At 72.6% G+C, this 18,057-nt stretch carries 20 protein-coding genes; 13 read left to right on the top strand and 7 right to left on the bottom strand.

Annotation, left to right across the window (positions count from 1 at the left end; genetic code table 11):
- The first annotated feature begins 27 nt into the window (after positions 1-27).
- Together ACZ4Z5_RS11375 and pgfA are read left to right on the top strand one after the other, a co-directional pair.
- Positions 28-168: an SPW_0924 family protein gene (locus ACZ4Z5_RS11375; protein WP_468260042.1), complete on the top strand. Its 141-nt coding sequence runs from the start codon at positions 28-30 to the stop codon at positions 166-168.
- A gap of 62 nt (positions 169-230) precedes the next feature.
- On the top strand, positions 231-1,199 hold the full coding sequence (gene pgfA, locus ACZ4Z5_RS11370) for a cell envelope lipid trafficking protein PgfA (protein WP_468260039.1): 969 nt from the start codon (positions 231-233) through the stop codon (positions 1,197-1,199).
- On the opposite strand, the gene ACZ4Z5_RS11365 is transcribed toward pgfA, so the two are convergent.
- Positions 1,186-3,792, bottom strand: a complete 2,607-nt coding sequence (locus ACZ4Z5_RS11365) for an ATP-dependent RNA helicase (RefSeq protein WP_468260036.1) — start codon at positions 3,790-3,792, stop codon at positions 1,186-1,188. The two genes, pgfA and ACZ4Z5_RS11365, sit on opposite strands and share 14 nt — an antisense overlap.
- A 382-nt stretch (positions 3,793-4,174) precedes the next feature.
- Positions 4,175-5,020 carry a class I SAM-dependent methyltransferase gene (locus ACZ4Z5_RS11360; protein WP_468260033.1) on the bottom strand — a complete coding sequence of 282 codons (846 nt, stop codon included), beginning with the start codon at positions 5,018-5,020 and terminating at the stop codon, positions 4,175-4,177.
- A gap of 341 nt (positions 5,021-5,361) precedes the next feature.
- On the opposite strand from ACZ4Z5_RS11360, the gene rpsA reads away from it, so the two are divergent.
- The 8 genes from rpsA (at position 5,362) to ACZ4Z5_RS11320 (ending at position 11,630) form a co-directional block, all read left to right on the top strand.
- A complete protein-coding gene (gene rpsA, locus ACZ4Z5_RS11355) occupies positions 5,362-6,852 on the top strand; it encodes a 30S ribosomal protein S1 (RefSeq protein ID WP_468260030.1) in 1,491 nt (496 codons plus the stop codon).
- Positions 6,853-7,098: 246 nt separating this feature from the next.
- The gene (locus ACZ4Z5_RS11350; RefSeq protein ID WP_468260028.1) at positions 7,099-8,037 is read left to right on the top strand and encodes a PAC2 family protein; all 939 of its coding nucleotides are present in this window, start codon (positions 7,099-7,101) and stop codon (positions 8,035-8,037) included.
- 31 nt (positions 8,038-8,068) lie between these two features.
- Positions 8,069-8,701, top strand: coding sequence for a dephospho-CoA kinase (coaE, locus tag ACZ4Z5_RS11345; RefSeq protein WP_468260026.1), 633 nt, complete (start codon positions 8,069-8,071; stop codon positions 8,699-8,701).
- A gap of 103 nt (positions 8,702-8,804) precedes the next feature.
- On the top strand, positions 8,805-9,173 hold the full coding sequence (locus ACZ4Z5_RS11340) for a tetratricopeptide repeat protein (protein WP_468260023.1): 369 nt from the start codon (positions 8,805-8,807) through the stop codon (positions 9,171-9,173).
- A gap of 348 nt (positions 9,174-9,521) precedes the next feature.
- On the top strand, positions 9,522-10,115 hold the full coding sequence (locus ACZ4Z5_RS11335; protein ID WP_468260020.1) for a hypothetical protein: 594 nt from the start codon (positions 9,522-9,524) through the stop codon (positions 10,113-10,115).
- A gap of 141 nt (positions 10,116-10,256) precedes the next feature.
- Entirely contained in the window at positions 10,257-10,571 is a 315-nt protein-coding gene (locus ACZ4Z5_RS11330) for a hypothetical protein (protein WP_468260018.1), read from the top strand.
- Positions 10,568-11,317, top strand: coding sequence for a hypothetical protein (locus ACZ4Z5_RS11325; RefSeq protein WP_468260016.1), 750 nt, complete (start codon positions 10,568-10,570; stop codon positions 11,315-11,317). Before ACZ4Z5_RS11330 ends, ACZ4Z5_RS11325 begins: the two co-directional genes overlap by 4 nt.
- Before the next feature lie 16 nt (positions 11,318-11,333).
- A complete protein-coding gene (locus ACZ4Z5_RS11320; protein ID WP_468260013.1) occupies positions 11,334-11,630 on the top strand; it encodes a hypothetical protein in 297 nt (98 codons plus the stop codon).
- Positions 11,631-11,642: 12 nt separating this feature from the next.
- Here ACZ4Z5_RS11320 and ACZ4Z5_RS11315 read toward each other — a convergent pair whose 3' ends face one another.
- The 4 genes from ACZ4Z5_RS11315 to ACZ4Z5_RS11300 form a co-directional block, all read right to left on the bottom strand.
- Positions 11,643-11,915, bottom strand: coding sequence for a DUF6343 family protein (locus ACZ4Z5_RS11315; RefSeq protein ID WP_468260011.1), 273 nt, complete (start codon positions 11,913-11,915; stop codon positions 11,643-11,645).
- 217 nt (positions 11,916-12,132) lie between these two features.
- Positions 12,133-12,474 carry a hypothetical protein gene (locus ACZ4Z5_RS11310; protein ID WP_468260008.1) on the bottom strand — a complete coding sequence of 114 codons (342 nt, stop codon included), beginning with the start codon at positions 12,472-12,474 and terminating at the stop codon, positions 12,133-12,135.
- 220 nt (positions 12,475-12,694) lie between these two features.
- Complete coding sequence (locus ACZ4Z5_RS11305; protein ID WP_468260005.1) at positions 12,695-13,228, bottom strand: hypothetical protein; 534 nt, start codon at positions 13,226-13,228, stop codon at positions 12,695-12,697.
- A gap of 9 nt (positions 13,229-13,237) precedes the next feature.
- Positions 13,238-13,963 carry a DUF2293 domain-containing protein gene (locus ACZ4Z5_RS11300; protein WP_468260002.1) on the bottom strand — a complete coding sequence of 242 codons (726 nt, stop codon included), beginning with the start codon at positions 13,961-13,963 and terminating at the stop codon, positions 13,238-13,240.
- A 138-nt stretch (positions 13,964-14,101) separates the two neighbouring features.
- Here ACZ4Z5_RS11300 and ACZ4Z5_RS11295 point away from each other — a divergent pair, with 138 nt between their 5' ends.
- The gene (locus ACZ4Z5_RS11295; RefSeq protein WP_468259999.1) at positions 14,102-14,590 is read left to right on the top strand and encodes a cupin domain-containing protein; all 489 of its coding nucleotides are present in this window, start codon (positions 14,102-14,104) and stop codon (positions 14,588-14,590) included.
- Positions 14,591-14,603: 13 nt separating this feature from the next.
- Here the strand turns inward: ACZ4Z5_RS11295 and ACZ4Z5_RS11290 are convergent, their stop codons facing one another.
- Positions 14,604-15,212, bottom strand: coding sequence for a hypothetical protein (locus ACZ4Z5_RS11290; RefSeq protein WP_468259996.1), 609 nt, complete (start codon positions 15,210-15,212; stop codon positions 14,604-14,606).
- A 683-nt stretch (positions 15,213-15,895) separates the two neighbouring features.
- Here ACZ4Z5_RS11290 and ACZ4Z5_RS11285 point away from each other — a divergent pair.
- Both ACZ4Z5_RS11285 and ACZ4Z5_RS11280 read left to right on the top strand, forming a co-directional pair.
- Positions 15,896-16,546 carry a nucleoside/nucleotide kinase family protein gene (locus ACZ4Z5_RS11285; RefSeq protein WP_468259993.1) on the top strand — a complete coding sequence of 217 codons (651 nt, stop codon included), beginning with the start codon at positions 15,896-15,898 and terminating at the stop codon, positions 16,544-16,546.
- Positions 16,547-16,825: 279 nt separating this feature from the next.
- On the top strand, positions 16,826-18,004 hold the full coding sequence (locus ACZ4Z5_RS11280) for an AAA family ATPase (RefSeq protein WP_468259990.1): 1,179 nt from the start codon (positions 16,826-16,828) through the stop codon (positions 18,002-18,004).
- Positions 18,005-18,057: the final 53 nt, after the last annotated feature.

The raw sequence follows: 18,057 nt of genomic DNA, 5'->3' as shown, positions 1-18,057 counted from the left end.
AACCATCAGACACGCCGGGAGGTCCGTATGCGCGCACTCTTCGCCGCCGTCGTCGGACTGACCCTGGCTCTGGTGCTCGTCCTCACCGTCACCGCGATCGGCGCACCTGAAGGCAGCACCTCGCCCAGACCGTTGCTCACCACCGTGCCGCCCGCCCCCGGACAGTAGGGCGCGGACGGGGAGGCGGAGACGGACAGGAGGAGGGAACGCACAGGAGGAGGAAACGGTCCATGCGTCGCACCACGAGCCTCTTACTCCTCGCCTTCGCGGCCTTCCTCGCCGCGCTCGGGCCGCTGCTGCACTGGTACGCCTTCCCCCGCCTCGCCAAGATCCCGGCCGGCCAGTACCAGGAGATGGTCATGGAGGCCAAGCCGGCCACCTTTCTCGACTACGGCACCATGAAGTCCCGCGAGGTCCCCCGGATCACCATCGTCCAGACCCTCAAGGGCAACGTCGAGGAATCCCGCCGCATCGAACGCGACGCCGGCCGGGACGTCGTCGTCTGGGACTCCCTCTCCCATGTCGTCGGCCCCGACGGCAAGATGGTCTCCGAGATCCCGGAGCGCTACATCTTCGACGCCCACACCCAGGCCCCCGTGCACGCCACCGGCGAAATGGTCGACGGCGACCCGGTCCGGCGCGAGGGTATCGAGTTCAAGTGGCCCTTCTTCACCGAGAAGCGCGACTACACGTACTTCGACGCCCAGACCCGCACGTCCGCGCCCATCCACTACAAGGGCACCCGCACCTTCCGGGGCCTGGAGGTCTACTACTTCGAGCAGACCATCCCCTGGACCAAGGTGAGAATGCCCAAGAAGATGCCCGTCGACGGCATCACGCCCGAACAGATCGAGAAGATGGGCATGGCCCGCTGGTACACCACCAAGCGGATGTTCTGGGTCGAACCGGTCACCGGGGCGCCGGTCAACGGCGAGGAGATCCATCGCGAGGAACTGCGCGGCGCACCCGGTCAGTTCGACGGCAGCGACCGGGTCACCGTCTTCTCCGGCCACGTCAGGATGCGCGCCGACTACGTCGACTTCACCGTCGGCCTGGTCTCCGCGAACCGTACGAAGGTCCTGATCCTGCACACCTACGCACCCCTGGCACTCCTCACCGCGGGCGCGGCGCTCCTGGCCCTCTCCCTCGCCCTGGAGGCCCGGGGCCGCCGCCCCGGCCCCGCCGCTACCCCTGCCTGAGCCGCGCGTTCGTGTGCCGGGTCGGCTCCGCCACCGCAGGGTCCTCGGGCCACGGGTGCTTCGGATAGCGGCCGCGCAACTCCGCCCGTACGGACCGGTAGCCGTCCTTCCAGAAGGACGCCAGGTCCGCCGTCACCGCGGCGGGCCGGCCGGCGGGCGACAGCAGATGCACCAGTACGGGCACACCCGCCAGCCGCGGGGTCTCGGCCAGGCCGAACATCTCCTGCAGCTTCACCGCCAGTACCGGCTGCTCACCGCTGTAGTCGACCCGTATCCGTGAGCCGCTCGGCACCTCGACCCGCTCCGGAGCCAGCTCCGCCAGCCGGGCAGCCTCGCCCGTCGCCCACGGCAGCAGCCGCTCCAGCGCCTGCCCCGCGTCGATCCGTGCCAGGTCAGCCCGCCGACGGGCCCGGGACAGCTCCGGCTCCAGCCACTCGCCCGCACGCTCCAGCAGAGCAGCATCGGACACCTCCGGCCAGGGTGCTCCCACGGCGCGGTGGAGGAAGCCGAGCCGCTGCCGCAGCGACTCCGCGTCCGGCGTCCAACGCAGCAGCCCCAGCCCCTCCCGGCGCAGCCCCTCCAGCAGCGCGTCGAGGACCGGGCCGGCGTCCGGATCCTTGAGCGGGCGAATCGTGAGCTCCACCGCGCCCAGCCGCTCCACGCTCCGGGCAACGACGTCGCCGTCCTCCCAGTGCACCTCCTCGCCGGCCGACAGCAGATGTCCGGCCGCAAGACGCGCCACGCCCTCGTCGACGACCGCCGCGAGCCGCACCCGGGCCGAGGCCGCGTTCGCAGGACGGTCGGCGACCGCCACCGCCAGCCACGACGCCGCCCGCAGCGCCGATCCTTCCCTGGTCTCGCCGCGCGTCCCCGACGCCAGCAGGAACACCCCCTCGCCCCGGCTCCGTGCCACCCGCTCGGGGAACGCGAGGGCGACGACCAGCCCGGCGGCAAGGTCGTCCGTCAGCCGGTCGGCTCGCTTGCCCGCCCTGCCCTCGACCCGGGCCCGTACGTCGCCCCCGGGACTCCCGTCATCCGCGGGGCCGGCCGGACGCGCTGCGGCCCGGTCCGGGGCGTCCCCGTCCGCGGCCCCCTCGGCCGGCGGGCGGTCCGCAGCCGTGAGCAGGCGCCGGACCTCCTGGCGCCAGCGGGCCGCGTACCCGTCACCGCCGCGGCGCGCCGCACGCCACGCCACGGCCAGGTCGTCGCCGTACTCCCGCGGCGGCTCCTCGGACAGCAGCGCGACGACCTCGGCGGCGCGGCGGGCACCGACCAGTTCGGTGCCGTCGAGGAGGGCACGGGACAGGCGGGGGTGGAGCCCGAGCCGGGCCATCCGGCTGCCGCGCCCGGTGACGCGGCCGGACGGCTCCACTGCGCCGATGGACGTGAGCACACCGCGCGCCGCTGCCATCGCGCCGGCCGGCGGCGAGTCCAGCAGCGCCAGACCGGAAGCCGTCGGGTCGCCCCAGCAGGCCGCCTGGAGGGCGAAGGCCGTGAGGTCGGCGACCTTGATCTCGGGGGAGGGGAAGCGGGGCAGCCGCCCGTCCTCGGCCTCGTCCCAGCAGCGGTACACCACCCCTGGTGCCTCACGGCCCGCGCGGCCCGCACGCTGCCGGGCCGCGGCCCGCGAGGCGCGGACCGTGGTGAGGGAGCCCAGCCCCCGGGCGTGGTCGGTACGCGGCTCCCGGGCGAGGCCGCAGTCGACGACGATCCGCACACCCGGCACGGTCAGGCTGGACTCGGCCACGGAGGTGGCCAGCACCACGCGACGGCCCCCGGACGAACCGGCCAGAACCGCGTCCTGAACGGCGGCCGGAGCCCGTCCGTGCACCTGGAGCACCTCGGCGTCCACGTTCGCGAGCAGGCCCGCGACCCGGGAGATCTCGCCGACGCCGGGCAGGAAGCACAGCACGTCGCCCTCGTGCTCCGCCAGGGCCCGCCGCACGGTCGCCGCGACATGGGCGAGCAGCACCGGATCCACCCGTATCCCGTGCGGCGGCCGCACCTGCCGCCCGGGAGGCGCCCACACCACCGACACCGGATGCGTCACCGCCTCCGCCTCGACGACCGGCGCCCCGCCGAGGAGCCGCACCCAGCCGGCCGCGTCCGTGGTGGCCGACGCGGCGACGAGCCGCAGCTCGGGGCGGAGCGCGGCGCGTACGTCGACGAGGAACGCGGCAGCCGTGTCCGCGTCCAGATGCCGTTCGTGGCACTCGTCGAGCACGACCACGTCGACGCGCGGCAGCTCCGGATCGCGCTGGAGACGTTGCAGCAGCACACCGGTGGTGACGACCTCCACCGTGGTACCCGGGCCGACGGTCCGCTCCCCGCGCACCGTGAAGCCGACTCTTCCGCCGGGCTTCTCGCCGAGCAGCCATGCCATCCGCCGGGCCGCGGCACGTGCCGCCATCCGCCGCGGCTCGGCGACGAGCACCCGGGCACCCCGCTCGGCGAGGACGAGCGGTACGAGGGTGGTCTTGCCCGTGCCCGGCGGAGCGCAGAGCACCGCCGCGCCGCGGTCCTCGAGCGCGGCGAGCAGCTCGGGAACGGCATGGCGTACGGGAAGTCGCTGGAGAGCGTCGGTGCGGATCACGCTCACAGTGTCGTACGTCCGTGCGCGGGGACGCGTCGTGTTGTCCACAGGGAGGGTGTGCTCATCGGATGATCAGGGTGCCGGGTGCCGGGTGCCGGGTGCTGCGGGCAACGGGTACGGGCGGTGCCGTGGCGGCGGGTACGGGCGGCGCGCTGTCGTGACCGGGAGGGGCGGCGCCGCCGGACAGCCGGGGCGTCGTGCGAGGCTCGCCCCGGCGGTCAGGGAGCGTCGCCATCGGCAGGCCGTCGGCAGTCCGTCACCGGGGCGGGTGCCAGTGGAGGCGGCGCGTGGAGCGGCGCGGGCCTCCACCGGCACCCGGCCGGTGTGCAGGACATCGCGGCCGAGAGCCGCTCGACGGCTTCGAGCCGGGCTCGCCGGAGGGTCAGACGGCGGACGGCCCGCGTGACCCGTCCGGTACCGCCCGGTCCCGCTCGCACACGAAGATCGCCGTTCCCGGGATCAGGCTGCCCCGCAGCGGCGACCATCCGCCCCACTCCGAGCCGTTCCAGGCGGGCCACTCCGGCTCGACCAGATCGATCAGCCGGAACCCGCCGGCCACCACCTCGCGGACCCGGTCACCGACGGTCCGGTGGTGCTCCACGTACACCGCGCGCCCCCGCTCGTCCTGCTCGACGTACGGGGTCCGGTCGAAGTAGGAGGCCGAGACCGAGAGGCCCTCGGGGCCGGGCTCGTCGGGGAAGGCCCAGCGGATCGGGTGGGTGACGGAGAAGACCCAGCGGCCGCCGGGCCGCAGCACCCGCCACACCTCGCGGTACACCTTCACGGGGTCGGCGACGAAGGGGATCGCGCCGTACGCCGAGCAGGCCAGGTCGAAGGAGCCGTCGCGGAACGGCAGCGCCCCGGCGTCCGCCTCGATCAGCGCCAGCCCCTCACCGCCGATCCGCAGGGCGTGCTGCAGCTGCCGGTGCGACAGGTCCAGGGCGACGGGGCGGGCTCCCTCGGAGGCCAGCCAGCGGCTGCACTGCGCTGCTCCCGCGCCGATCTCCAGGACGTCCAGTCCCTTCAGGGACCCGGCGGGCCCGAGGAGCCTGGCCTCCGCCTCGTCCAGCCCCTCGGGCCCCCAGACGAAGCGGTCGTCGCCCAGGAACCCCCCGTGGTCCTGCTGGTACTCGTCGGCGTTGCGGTCCCACCAGCCGCGACTCGCCCGGCTGCTCTCCGCGTCGTCCGCGTCACGGCGTGTGGCTTCCGGTTCAAGCTCTTGGTTCATCGTGCCCGTCGTCGTAGTCTGCGCGTGTCAATACTCGTCGCTTCCGAGTGGCGCTGCACGGCGCCGTGTTGGGCCGGATTGATGGCTTGTGCCCAAGGTGTGCGCCTTCGCGCATTGACCCTGTCCGGCTGCCCCCGTATGCTACAAGTTGCGCTGCGGGCCTGCGCGCCTCAGACGGAGCAGGCTGCGCTCGCATCTGTTGTATGTCCCCTCGGTTCTCGAGGCGCCTTTCCCTTCCGGGTCGGGTGCTTCCTTGGCTGTCCGGCTTCTGCAGCTGCGATACGGGCTCTCGGCGTAGCAGTGCTTACGACTTCAATGTCCGTACCGGAGCCCTTTCCCACATGACGAGCAGCACCGAGACCACCGCCACCACCCCGCAGGTTGCGGTCAACGACATCGGTAACGAGGAAGCCTTCCTCGCCGCGATCGACGAGACGATCAAGTACTTCAACGACGGCGACATCGTCGACGGCGTCATCGTGAAGGTCGACCGGGACGAGGTCCTGCTCGACATCGGTTACAAGACCGAAGGTGTCATCCCGAGCCGCGAGCTCTCGATCAAGCACGACGTCGACCCGAACGAGGTCGTGGCCGTCGGCGACGAGATCGAGGCCCTTGTCCTCCAGAAGGAGGACAAGGAAGGCCGCCTGATCCTCTCGAAGAAGCGCGCCCAGTACGAGCGTGCGTGGGGCACCATCGAGAAGATCAAGGAAGAGGACGGCATCGTCACCGGTACCGTCATCGAGGTCGTCAAGGGTGGTCTCATCCTCGACATCGGCCTCCGCGGCTTCCTCCCGGCCTCCCTGGTCGAGATGCGCCGTGTCCGCGACCTCCAGCCCTACGTGGGCAAGGAGCTCGAGGCGAAGATCATCGAGCTGGACAAGAACCGCAACAACGTGGTCCTGTCCCGCCGCGCCTGGCTCGAGCAGACCCAGTCCGAGGTCCGCCAGACGTTCCTCACCACCCTGCAGAAGGGTCAGGTCCGCTCCGGCGTCGTGTCCTCGATCGTCAACTTCGGTGCCTTCGTGGACCTGGGTGGCGTCGACGGTCTGGTCCACGTCTCCGAGCTGTCCTGGAAGCACATCGACCACCCGTCCGAGGTCGTCGAGGTCGGCCAGGAGGTCACCGTCGAGGTTCTCGACGTCGACATGGACCGCGAGCGTGTCTCCCTGTCGCTGAAGGCGACGCAGGAGGACCCGTGGCAGCAGTTCGCCCGGACGCACCAGATCGGCCAGGTCGTCCCCGGCAAGGTCACCAAGCTGGTTCCGTTCGGTGCGTTCGTCCGCGTGGACGAGGGCATCGAGGGTCTGGTCCACATCTCCGAGCTGGCCGAGCGCCACGTCGAGATCCCGGAGCAGGTCGTCCAGGTCAACGACGAGATCTTCGTCAAGGTCATCGACATCGACCTCGAGCGTCGTCGCATCAGCCTCTCGCTGAAGCAGGCCAACGAGTCCTTCGGTGCCGACCCGGCCTCCGTCGAGTTCGACCCGACCCTGTACGGCATGGCCGCGTCCTACGACGACCAGGGCAACTACATCTACCCCGAGGGCTTCGACCCGGAGACCAACGACTGGCTGCCGGGCTTCGAGAAGCAGCGCGAGGAGTGGGAGCGCCAGTACGCCGAGGCGCAGCAGCGCTTCGAGCAGCACCAGGCGCAGGTCATCAAGTCCCGCGAGGCGGACGCCCAGGCCGCTGCCGAGGGTGGCGAGGCCGCCGCTCCGGCCGCGACCGGCGGTTCGTACTCCTCGGAGTCCGCGGACAACTCCGGCGCCCTGGCGTCGGACGAGGCCCTGGCTGCCCTGCGCGAGAAGCTGGCGGGCGGCCAGAGCTGAGGCTCCGACTCCCCGCACGGCTGACTGCAGCCGAGTGAGGCCCGCTCCCCTTCGGGGGAGCGGGCCTCCCGCATGTTCCGGGCCCGTATCCCCGCCGTACGGACGCCCCGTGCAGGCAGGGGCGGCCCTCCCCGGCCATGCGGAGCCGACGCGGCGCGTGTACAAGGCTCGCAGCAATGTCCCGCCGCAGGGAATGACCACGCTCCGTGCCGCGTTGCCATGGGGGACAGAGGAGGGGCAGAAGCCGTGGTTGATCCGCAGGATTTGTACGAATGGGACCCGAAGGGTCTCGCCGTCGTCGACATGGCGCTCGCGCAGGAATCGGCCGGGCTGGTCATGCTCTACCACTTCGACGGATACATCGACGCGGGCGAGACGGGCGAGCAGATCGTCGACAAACTGCTCGACACCCTTCCCCACCAGGTCGTGGCCGGCTTCGACCACGACCGGCTGGTCGACTACCGGGCCCGCCGCCCGCTGCTCACGTTCCGCCGCGACCGCTGGTCGGGCTACGAGACGCCGGCCATCGAGCTCCACCTGGTGCAGGACGCCACAGGCGCCCCGTTCCTGCTGCTCTCCGGCCCCGAGCCGGACGTCGAGTGGGAACGCTTCGCCGCCGCCGTCCGCCGGATCGTCGAGCGGCTCGGGGTGAGGCTCTCGGTCAACTTCCACGGCATCCCCATGGGCGTACCGCACACCCGGCCCGTCGGTCTCACACCGCACGGCAACCGCACCGACCTGATGCCGGGCCACCGCAGTCCGTTCGACGAGGCACAGGTTCCCGGGAGCGCCGAGTCGCTCCTCGAGTACCGGCTCCAGGAGTGGGGCCATGACGTCCTCGGAGTCGCGGCGCACGTCCCGCACTATGTAGCCCGCTCCGCCTACCCCGACGCGGCGCTCACCGTGGTGGAGGCGATCACGGCTGCCACCGGTCTCGTCCTCCCCGGAATCGCCCACGCGCTGCGCACCGACGCGCAGCGCACCCAGACCGAGATCGAGCGCCAGGTCCGTCAGGGCGACGAGGAGCTCGTCGCGCTCGTCCAGGGCCTTGAGCACCAGTACGACGCGATCGCCGGCGCCGAGACCCGCGGGAACCTGGTCGCCGAACCGATCGACCTGCCCTCGGCCGAGGAGATCGGCCGCCAGTTCGAGCGGTTCCTCGCCGAACGGGAGGGCGACGGATAGTCCGGGGCGCCGCAGGCGTAGGCTGCGGCGCATGCTGTCTGTGGGCCTGACCGGTGGAATCGGAGCCGGCAAGAGCGAAGTCTCCCGGCTCCTCGCCTCGTACGGCGCGGTGATCGTGGACGCCGACCGGATCGCCCGGGAAGTCGTGGAACCCGGAACGCCCGGCCTCGCCGCCGTCGTGGAGGCCTTCGGTCCCGACATCCTCACCGCCGAGGGCACACTGGACCGGCCCCGGCTGGGATCCATCGTCTTCGCCGACCCGGAGCGGCTGGCCACGCTCAACGCGATCGTCCACCCGCTCGTCGGCGCCCGCTCCGCCGAACTGCAGCGGGCCGCGGCACCCGACGCGGTCGTCGTCCACGACGTTCCGCTGCTCACCGAGAATGGCCTCGCGCCCCTCTACGACCTGGTCGTCGTCGTCGACGCCGCACCCGCCACCCAGCTCGACCGGCTCGTCCGGCTCCGTGGGATGAACGAGGAGGAGGCCCGCTCCCGGATGGCCGCCCAGGCGACAAGGGAACAGCGGCTCGCCGTCGCCGACGTCGTCATCCACAACGACGGACCCCTCGGGACACTCGAGGCTCAAGTCCGCGAAGTCTGGGCAGACCTCAAGGAGCGGGCGGAAGCCGGCCGGGCCCACCACCCCGGAGCGGACCAGGAATAGCGCTGATCCGGGCAGAGTTGTAGGCGTGGTGTGCGCCCGGTGCGAGCCGTACGCGATCGCGGACTGCCGGATGGGGAGCGAAGCGGAGAGGGGAACGAAGACCGTGGCCGAGAGCACCCCCGAGAACCACGTCATCGACTACCGCGCGGCCGAGCACCTGCTGGCGGCCCGTGACCCGCGCGGTGCGGTCAAGCTGCTCGACTCGGTCATCGCCGCGCACCCCGAGAACACCGCCGCCCGGCTGCTCCGGGCCCGCGCCTTCTTCGCAGCCGCCCAGCTCCGCTCGGCGGAACTGGAGTTCCAGCTCGTCCTGGAACGCGAGCCGGACAATGCCTTCGCACACTTCGCACTGGCCCGCACTTACGAGCGGGCCAACCGGCCCGCCCAGGCGAAGCGCCATTTCCGGCTCGCGGCGGCCCTCGACCCGCAGCCGGAGTACATCCGCGCCGCGCAGTTCGACGCGGAGGGCTGACTACGCCGGGACTGGGCCTCATCCCTACGGAGGGGTGGACACGGAGGGGCGGATACAGAGGGGCCGGACTTCGCCCGACGCGGGGCCTGTCCTCATCCGACTCGGGGTTAAGGGGCAGGCGACTCGGTGCCGGACCTCGCCCGACGCGGGGCCGCACCTCATGCCCCCTGGTGCCGGACCTCGCCCGGGCACCCGCACCGAGGCCAGACCTCATCCGACCCGGCCCGGAACCTCACTCCTGCGAGTGATCCCCGCAGGTTTCGCCCCCAACGGGTGATCCGTCGACGACCGCCCCCGCCCGGGTGACACCGGTGTGGGCCGCCCCGACGATGCCCTTACCTTCCGGCCATGCCACGACCGGAACCGGGGACCCTCCTCGCGTCGACCCTGCTCCACCCGCTGCCACCGCAACCGTCGCCCACCCCCGCCTGGCTCTGCCGCGCCATCGGCATCGTCATGCTGCTCCTCGCGCTGGCCTGCTCCGTCGTGTCGGTCCATCAGGCCGCCCACGCGGCCGGCTACGCGGGGACGGGGGGTTCGTTCGTCGTGCGTCACTGCCGGCCGACGGGCGAACGGGGTCTGCTCGGCCGCGGCCGGCCCCTCTGCACCGGGGTGTTCCGCGGCGCCGACGGATCACGGGACGCCGGGGCGTCCCTGAGGACCTGGGCGGACAAGGGCGCGAGCGTCCCGGCGCGGCGCAGCGGTCACCGGTTTCTCGCCACGGGCTTCGGCGAGGTCTGGCGCTGGCACACGCTGTTCTCCCTGGGCTGGATTCCCGCGGGCATCGGAACGATCATGCTGGTCGCCGGCCCGCGGCCGCCCTTCCGACGGGTCGGAGAGCCTGCTCCCGCCACCGTGCGGGTGGTTCTCCTGGGCGGGATGCTCGTCCTCGCCGGTGTGCCGGCGACGGTGCTCTCGCTGTGTATGACGGTGGTCTTCTGATCATCGGCGAGTCACCGGATCGGATGATCCCCGCAAAGGGGTCACGAGTCGGTGCATCACCCAGCGTTCCAGGTCCATGACCCTGCGTTGCTAGCATGCGCGCGTCCTCGTCATCGTCGCACCGCAAGGGAGCGTGCCGGTATGAGTCTCCGTGTCACCTGGGCCGATCTCGACGGCTACGCGCGGCTGCTGGCCAGAGCCGCGGAGGACGCGCAGACGGCGCGGGGTTACGTGGCCGCGCACGCCGTCGTCGGGGCCGGGGGCCAGGGCTTGATCGCCGGGCTCCTCGACGTCCATCCGCAGCTGCTCGAAGGAGTCGGCGGCACCCTGCGCAGGCTCAACGAGATCCTCGCCGAGTCGCAGAGGGAAATGGGTCTCTCGGCGAACTACTACCGGCAGACCGATCACGAGGTGGCCGCCCGCGTCGACGCGGTCTGCCCGCCGGTCGGCCGGTGACCGCCCACGCGCGGTTCGCCGACGTCGCCCGCACCACGGAACACCTCAAGACCCCCGCCCCTCCCGAAGAGTTCACCTCGCCCCTGGACATCCTGAACGAGGCCGGGGACCTGATCAGCCCGAGTGCCTGGACGGTCGTCGCCCTCGACAGCGCTCTCGGCTTCAATCCCCTCGAGCGGGCCGTCCAGGACTTCGCCGGGGACTGGAAGGGCGTCGCCGCCTGCGCACAGGTGTGGGGCAATCTCGCGCGGCTGTGCGACGGGATCGCCGAGAACGTGGCCGCCGGCAACCGCACCGTCGACGGCACATGGGACGGGAACGCCGCCGACGCCGCCCGCCTGTACTTCGAGACGCTCCGCGGCAGGCTCGACGGCATCCGTGAATCCCTGGAGACCATGGACAGGGAGTACCGGATCGCCGCCCACGGCGCCTGGACCACAGCCGAGGGCGTGGGCCAGCTGCTGACGGCCATCGGTGACGCCGCCGTGTTCGCGGGGATCGCCATGGTGGCCTCGTGGGCCCTCTCGGCCTCCGGGGCTCCGGTCGCCGTCGTCGGATACGGGATCGCGGCCATCGAGGTCCTCCGGATCGTCGACCTGTGGCGTGACGCGACCCAGCTCATCGCGGGCCTGCAGACCGTCGTCAACCTCGCCTACGGCGAGCTCAGCCGCGCCGCCGCCATGGTCGCCGCACACCTCGACTCCTTCCCGCTGCCCCGCGAGGGCTATGACAACCCCGTCGTCTGAGAACCGGAGGCGCACCGTGCCCGAAGTCGGACCCGAAGAGTTCGAGACCCCGCACCGCGACCCCGTCCGGGCCCGGCTGATGCACGAGTCGCTGCGCGTCCTCGCCGGCGGCGGAGCGGGCGGCGCCCTGCAGGAAATGGCCCGCGAGGTGCTCGCCGGGCGGCTGGGTCTGCGTGACGCGCTCCGCGAACCGCGCTACGTGGAGGCGCTGGGAGAGCGGGTACGGGACGCGGCCGAGGCGTGGCGGCGGCTCCCCGCCGCAGAACGGGCACGGCAGACCGACCGGGGCCGACGGCTGCTCGACGGCTCCTGACGGCCACAAGCCCTACCGCCGCCCGCTGCCTCCCCGGTCCGGCTCGTACGGAGGGATGTCCCGGCCCGGTTGGTAGTGCGGACCCTGTCGGATGTGCCGGACGATCATGATGAGGTCGACGGCGACGATCACCGCCAGGACACCGCACGCCGCGGCCCACCCGGGCCGCCCTGCCAGGGTGAAGACGACGGTCCCGCCCACTGTCCAGACCAGACCCCAGATGCTCAGCCCCAGCCGCATGCGCAGGGGGCTGCGCGCGGTGACGGGCTCATTGCCGCTGCGCATTGCCATCGCCTCTCACGTCCCACCCGGCTTGTACCCGTGTGCGACCCCGACGACTCGGCCGTCGGGATGGAGACTCCGCGTGAGCGACGTGTTCCGGGAGACGCGCACATGGGGCGGCGAACACCCCGGGTGAGGCATGCCCGGGGTCGGCTGCGGCCGGGGGCCGACCGCGCTGCCGCTGCAGCCGGGCGGGAGCGCGCAGTATGCGAAGGCGGCCTCAGTGCACGAAGCTGTAGCTCCGCCAGGGGCCCGCCCCCGGTGCGGCGTTGTTCTGCAGCGTGGTGGCGATGTAGATCGGGTTCTCGCCCTGGCAATTACGGGTCCGGTACAGCCACATGTCCACCAGCGTGTTGTTCACGACGACGTTGGCGCCCGTCGGGGAGAGGCGGTGGCAACCGGTCACCAGCGGATTGCTCACCGTGACGGTACGGTCGCCTCTGGTGTGATAGGTCACCGTCCCCACCGCGGTCCGGCCGAGGGAGGAACACCCCGAGGCGCCGAGGGTCAGGAGGACGGCTCCGGCGGCGATGCCGAGGCGCCGGTTGGCAGGCACGGTCATGGCGGTCCCCGTCTGTGGGCAGCGGCTGACAACGGCCGTGTGCTGCGCACGTCCGGCCGTCAGTGATCAATCTGCACCGCCGGCAGGGGTTCGGCACCTCCGGTACGGCCGGAAGGGCGACGAGCGGGCCGCGGGGGGACCGACGGCGTGCGTCCGCGTGCACGGGCGCGTGTCACCGAGGGGTGTGTCCGGGCGGCGGCGGGTCACCGTGGGCGGCTGCTCAGAGCCCCTCCGCCCACCGGATGAGCGTGTCGAAGTCCTCCTCCCGGAGGCCGTGTCGTGGACTGATCCGCATCAGCAGCGCCGGGCCGTCGTGATGGACGGCCACATGCCCGCTGTCCAGATCGGTGATCATGTCGTCGACCCAGGCGAAGGGACGTCCGGCCGCCCACCGCACCACCGTCCGCGTCTTCCAGTACAGGCCGTCCGGGTCCTTCGCGAAGAGCTCCGGCCACTCGACCACCGGCAGGCCGGACGGCAGACCGATGGCCGGACCGATCATCTCGTTCGCCTCGTGCATCCAGGTGGTGGCCCACGCGAGCCGGAACGGCAGCCCGGTCAGCCGTGGCCCGTGAGCCGGATTCAGCACCACGCGCAGCCCCCGCCGCTGCCGTCGGGAGCCCGGCGTCTGACGGGACGACCAATAGGAGGGGTGCAGGCGGTGCGCCCGGTAGCCGCGCAGACGTGCGAACCGCAGGGAGAAGGGATTGAGCGGTCCGTCGACGTCGAGCAGCAGCAGCGGAAGGTCCGTCATGGACGGTCACTACCCGTTCGGTGCCCCGTCCGACCATCCGGGGCCGCGCCACCGTGCCACTACGGCCTCGATCGCGGGCCTCACCTGGGTACGGGCCTGACGCCGGGAGACGCCCGCCATCAGCAGTGTGTCGTAGGGGGTGTCCACATGGCGTACGGACGCGATGACCGCGGCCGTCACCGCGGTCTCGTCGAGGGCGCGGCCCGCCGCGGTGCGGCCCACGCGGCCGCTGCCGCGCAGCGACGCGTGCGCGGCGACCTCCCGTGCCCGTTCCTCGGGACAGTCGGGGAACAGCCGCAGGATCTCCGCCGTGAGTGCCGCGGTGAACCGGGTGTCCTGGGCGCGGCGCCGGGCGGCGTCCCGGGTCCGGCGCAGTGCCCGGGCCTCGGCGTCGGCCAGGCACAGCCGCTCGGCGTGGGCGAGCGCGGGCGCCTCGACGTAGATGCCCTGCCGTTCGTAGCGCCCGTGACGACGGTTGAACCGGATGACGACGGCCGCGAGCGAACTTCCCTCGCGCGCCCGGCGGGTGAGGGCGTGGTCGCCGCGCGGCAGGAACACCAGATGACCGAGGTCGGCGCAGTCAAGACAGTGCGGGGCGTCGTCGGTGATCACCAGACGCCGCAGCGGCCCGCGGTGGCATGCGGCGCAGCGGTGCCGTCTGCGCGGCTCGATCACCAGGAGGGCTCCGGCGCCGGATTCCCGTACGGCTTCGGCATGCGGAGGATTCGTCGGCATCCGTCCCTCCCTTCCCACCGTCACAGTAGGACAGTCGGCCTCCCTGCGGGAGGCACCCAGGCGCGCGGTTAGCGTGGGCGTGTTCGTCCCAACGGGCTGGAACAGCCCGGACGTTCACAACTCAGGAAGGGGTTTCGCATGGGGTTCCACGGACCGGCCGGGCGGTCGGGACCGGAGTGGATACGCAAGGGCATGGTCGTGGCGGGCTGTGTCGCGGCACTGGGCCTGGTGCCCTCCGCGGCCCTCGCCACGCCCGGCAGCGGTGTCTCGGGAACGGTCCTCGCCACGGGGACCTCCGACGGAACGCTCGCCGTGAAGGCGAAAGGCCGCACCGACGTCGTCGTCCGCACCATCACCATCCAGCCCGGCGGTTCCACCGGCTGGCACCACCACCCCGGGCAGGTCATCGCCGTCGTGCAGCAGGGCACGCTGACCCGCACCCTCGGCGACTGCTCCGTCGAAGTGACGCCCGCGGGCACGTCGTTCACCGAGTCCGCGGGGCGGCGGCACAGCCACATCGGACGCAACCTGGGCACCGAGCCCCTGGTCCTCTACGCGACGTATCTGCTGCCCGCGGGCAGCCCGCTCTCCGTGGACGTCGAGGCCCCCGACTGCGGGGACGAGTAGGAGCGCGCCTCGGTCAGCCCTCCACCGACACCAGGACGATCGCAGGGCTCCCGGACCGGTCCGCGCCGTCCGACGGACGGACGACGTACACGGTGCGGGTGCGTCCGTCCCCGATGGGCTCGGTGAACGCCTCGTCGGCGCGGGCGGGCCGTATGCCCTCCGGGAGCAGCTCGCCCGGGCCGACCGGGAGCGGCACGTCCGTCCGCGCCGGAGCCTTGATGTCGTAGGTCCGCAGGAAGTCCTCGACACTGCTGTCCCGGCTGCCGGTGACCGTGTAGCTCAGCCGGGCGCCCACGATCTCCCCCTCCGGGGAACGGTCGACGTGCACCCGGGAGGGTACGTAGAACCGGGCCGTGCCGGGGTGTTGGGCGTGGTGGAGACCGGCGAAACGCTGGACCGGGTCCGTCTCGGCCGGGAGCATCCAGCCGGCGAACAGCGCGAAGAGCAACGCCGCCGCGGCGAAGCCCGCACACACGACGACCAACGCCGTGCGGAGCAGGGCGCGGCCGGTTCGTCCGCCGACGCCGGTCGCGCGGTGAGGGGTTGTGCGCTGCGCCGTACCAGTCCTGCCGTCCGCATCCCGTGCCGTCGGCAGTCGTCCGGCCGGTACGGGTGCCGCCATGAACCCGGCGTCCTCCGGCTCATGGGCAACACCACGCTCCTTCCCCGGTGTTGCCGGAGCCGGCTTCCCCGGGTGTTTCCCGATGCGACGCACACCCCACCTCCGCACCCATCGTGCCACGCGCCGGATCGGGTCCGCCGTACCTGCGTGTGCTCCGGTCCGGGGCCGTAGCGTGTTCGCGCGGGGCGGAGTGGTGAAGAAGGCGTCGTGCCGACGGTACGGGTGCCCCCGCCGCTGCGCGCCACACGAATCGGGATGCCCGGTACCGGTCGTCGATGGCAAGGTCGACCCATGGACCTGTCGGACGCCCGGCCCGAGCCCGTGAGGCACCTGCACCGCTTCGACACCGCGGTCGAGCGCCGCGGGCTGCTCGGCGCGGTCCGCGTACCCCTGGCGGCGGGCCCGGAACCCCGGGCGTGGCGCGGAGACTGTCCAGGGCCTCTCGGCGTACGCACGATCGCCCTCGCGGATCGGGGACCTGCACCCCTGCCGCCGATCGCTCCCGAAAGGGGCCGTGGGCCGATGCCTGTGGGGACGGCCTTCTCCGTGCAGACGTCCGCCGGGACCGCAGCCGCCGGAAGGGCTTCCGTCGGGAGCGCGGTGACCCGTACGAGCGCTGCCAGGCCCGCCCCCGAGCCCCCCGTACGCCGCCAGGACATGCCACGTCGACGGGACGGACGGCGATGACGGACGGCACCCGCCTCGAACCGATCACCTGGGAGCGGCTGACCGGCGCCCTGGCCGAGCACACCGCCGCCCTCACCCCGCAGGGCGGCGGACCCTGGCTGCGCGTCGGCATCGACGGCGCGCCCGCCGCCCGTACCGGGATGCACGCCGAAGCGCTCGCGGAGGCCCTGCGGGTGCGCGGACGCGCGGTCCTCGTGGTCGGCACGGCCGGATTCCTCCGGCCCGCATCGCTGCGCTTCGAATACGGGCGGGAGGACCCCGAGACGTACTTCAGCGGCTGGTTCGACACCGGCGCGCTGTGGCGGGAGGTCTTCGAACCCCTCGCCGAGGGCGGCACCGGGCGCGTCCTGCCCGACCTCTGGGACCCCGTCACCGACCGGGCCACCCGTAGCGCCCCCGTCGCCCTGGCCGAGGGCGGCGTCCTGGTCCTCCACGGCCCGCTGCTCCTAGGCCACTGGTTCCCGTTCGACCTCGCGGTGCACCTGCGTCTCTCGCCCGCGGCCCTGCGGCGCCGCACCCCGCACCGGGACCAGTGGACGCTGCCCGCCTTCGAACGGTACGAGTACGAAGTGGATCCCGGTGGCACCGCCGACGCCCTGGTGCACGCCGACGACCCGCACCGCCCGGCATGGAGCGGAATCCGCTAGAAGGGGTCCGGTGGACCGGGGTCGGACAAGCCCCGGCCGTCCGGTGCCGTGGATGGCACGGCGGAGGACGGGGGTCCCCGCCGAAGGCAGGGGGGCGAGGTCCATGCGGAGCATCGGCGGCCGGCGACTGGCGGCCGGCGACAACGTGCCGCAAGCCGCGGTACCGGGCGGGCCGGGCCCGGCCGTGATCCACCGGACTCCCCCTGGGGGCGCAGACGGGCCCGTCCCCGTCCGTGGCCCGTCCGGCGGCGCGCGGGCAGCGCCACGTAGCCTGGGGACATGATCACCACCCTGGCCGTCGAGAACTACCGGTCCCTGCGGCGGCTCGTGGTCCCCCTCGGCCGGCTGAACGTCGTGACCGGCGCCAACGGCACCGGGAAGTCCAGCCTCTACCGCGCGCTGCGCCTGCTCGCGGACGCCGCGCGCGGCGGCGCCGTCGCCGCGCTCGCCCGCGAGGGCGGTCTGCCCTCCACCCTCTGGGCCGGCCCCGAGATCACCGGCCGCGCCGTCCGTGAGGGCATCCACCCCGTGCAGGGGACCGTTCGCTCGGCTCCGGTCGGACTCCGACTCGGTTTCGCGGGGGACGAGTTCGGCTACGCCGTGGACTTCGGGCATCCCACGCCCACCGGCTCGAAGTTCAACCTCGACCCGGAGATCAAACGCGAGAGCGTCTGGAGCGGGCCTGTCCTGCGCCCCGCCGCCGTGCTGTCGGAACGTTCCGGCCCCGCCGTCCGCGTCCGCGACGCCTCCGGCACCTGGCACCGGACCCACGGCGCCATCCGCCCGTACGACAGCATGCTCGGAGAGATGGCCGACCCCCGGCACGCACCCGACCTCCTGGCCGTCCGCGAGCACATCAGGTCCTGGCGGTTCTACGACCATGTGCGCACCGACGCACAGGCCCCGGCACGTTCGGCGCAGATCGGCACCCGCACCCCGGTCCTCGCCTCCGACGGCGCGGATCTCGCCGCGGCCCTCCAGACGATCCGGGAGACCGGCGACCACGAGGCCCTCGACCACGCGGTGGATGCCGCCTTCCCCGGCAGCCGGGTGGAGATCGCCGACCGTGGCGGCCGGTTCGAGCTCACGCTCCGGCAGCACGGACTGCTGCGGCCGCTCGGGGCAGCCGAACTGTCCGACGGCACCCTCCGCTACCTGCTGTGGACGGCGGCGCTGCTCACGCCCCGCCCTCCCGGGCTTCTCGTCCTCAACGAGCCGGAGACCAGCCTGCACCCCGACCTGCTGGATCCTCTCGCCGAACTGATCCTCACCGCGAGCGCCGAGACCCAGATCGTGGTCGTCACCCACGCCCGGCCCCTGGCGGGCGCCCTCGCGAAGGGCGCCGACCGCACCCGCACCGACCTGCGCACCATCGAACTGGTCAAGGATTTCGGAGCCACCGTAGTGGAGGGTCAGGGCACCCTCGACGAACCGCTCTGGTACTGGCCTAAGCGCTAGGGGGAGGCACCCCGGGACACGGGGTCCAGGCGCGCCGCCCGTCCTGGCCGGGC

The sequence above is a fragment of the Streptomyces sp. NPDC030222 genome, assembly GCF_055573115.1.
Note: the sequence above shows the minus strand (reverse complement) of the source record. Positions and strands in the feature narration are given on the sequence as shown.

Excerpts from the sequence above, each read along its gene's own strand:
- ACZ4Z5_RS11375 (WP_468260042.1), top strand. The coding sequence starts at position 28 with ATGCGCGCACTCTTCGCCGCCGTCGTCGGACTGACCCTGGCTCTGGTG.
- pgfA (WP_468260039.1), top strand. The coding sequence starts at position 231 with ATGCGTCGCACCACGAGCCTCTTACTCCTCGCCTTCGCGGCCTTCCTC.
- ACZ4Z5_RS11360 (WP_468260033.1), bottom strand. The coding sequence starts at position 5,020 with ATGAACCAAGAGCTTGAACCGGAAGCCACACGCCGTGACGCGGACGAC.
- rpsA (WP_468260030.1), top strand. The coding sequence starts at position 5,362 with ATGACGAGCAGCACCGAGACCACCGCCACCACCCCGCAGGTTGCGGTC.
- coaE (WP_468260026.1), top strand. The coding sequence starts at position 8,069 with ATGCTGTCTGTGGGCCTGACCGGTGGAATCGGAGCCGGCAAGAGCGAA.
- ACZ4Z5_RS11335 (WP_468260020.1), top strand. The coding sequence starts at position 9,522 with ATGCCACGACCGGAACCGGGGACCCTCCTCGCGTCGACCCTGCTCCAC.
- ACZ4Z5_RS11330 (WP_468260018.1), top strand. The coding sequence starts at position 10,257 with ATGAGTCTCCGTGTCACCTGGGCCGATCTCGACGGCTACGCGCGGCTG.
- ACZ4Z5_RS11315 (WP_468260011.1), bottom strand. The coding sequence starts at position 11,915 with ATGCGCAGCGGCAATGAGCCCGTCACCGCGCGCAGCCCCCTGCGCATG.
- ACZ4Z5_RS11310 (WP_468260008.1), bottom strand. The coding sequence starts at position 12,474 with ATGACCGTGCCTGCCAACCGGCGCCTCGGCATCGCCGCCGGAGCCGTC.
- ACZ4Z5_RS11305 (WP_468260005.1), bottom strand. The coding sequence starts at position 13,228 with ATGACGGACCTTCCGCTGCTGCTGCTCGACGTCGACGGACCGCTCAAT.
- ACZ4Z5_RS11300 (WP_468260002.1), bottom strand. The coding sequence starts at position 13,963 with ATGCCGACGAATCCTCCGCATGCCGAAGCCGTACGGGAATCCGGCGCC.
- ACZ4Z5_RS11295 (WP_468259999.1), top strand. The coding sequence starts at position 14,102 with ATGGGGTTCCACGGACCGGCCGGGCGGTCGGGACCGGAGTGGATACGC.
- ACZ4Z5_RS11290 (WP_468259996.1), bottom strand. The coding sequence starts at position 15,212 with ATGGCGGCACCCGTACCGGCCGGACGACTGCCGACGGCACGGGATGCG.
- ACZ4Z5_RS11285 (WP_468259993.1), top strand. The coding sequence starts at position 15,896 with ATGACGGACGGCACCCGCCTCGAACCGATCACCTGGGAGCGGCTGACC.
- ACZ4Z5_RS11280 (WP_468259990.1), top strand. The coding sequence starts at position 16,826 with ATGATCACCACCCTGGCCGTCGAGAACTACCGGTCCCTGCGGCGGCTC.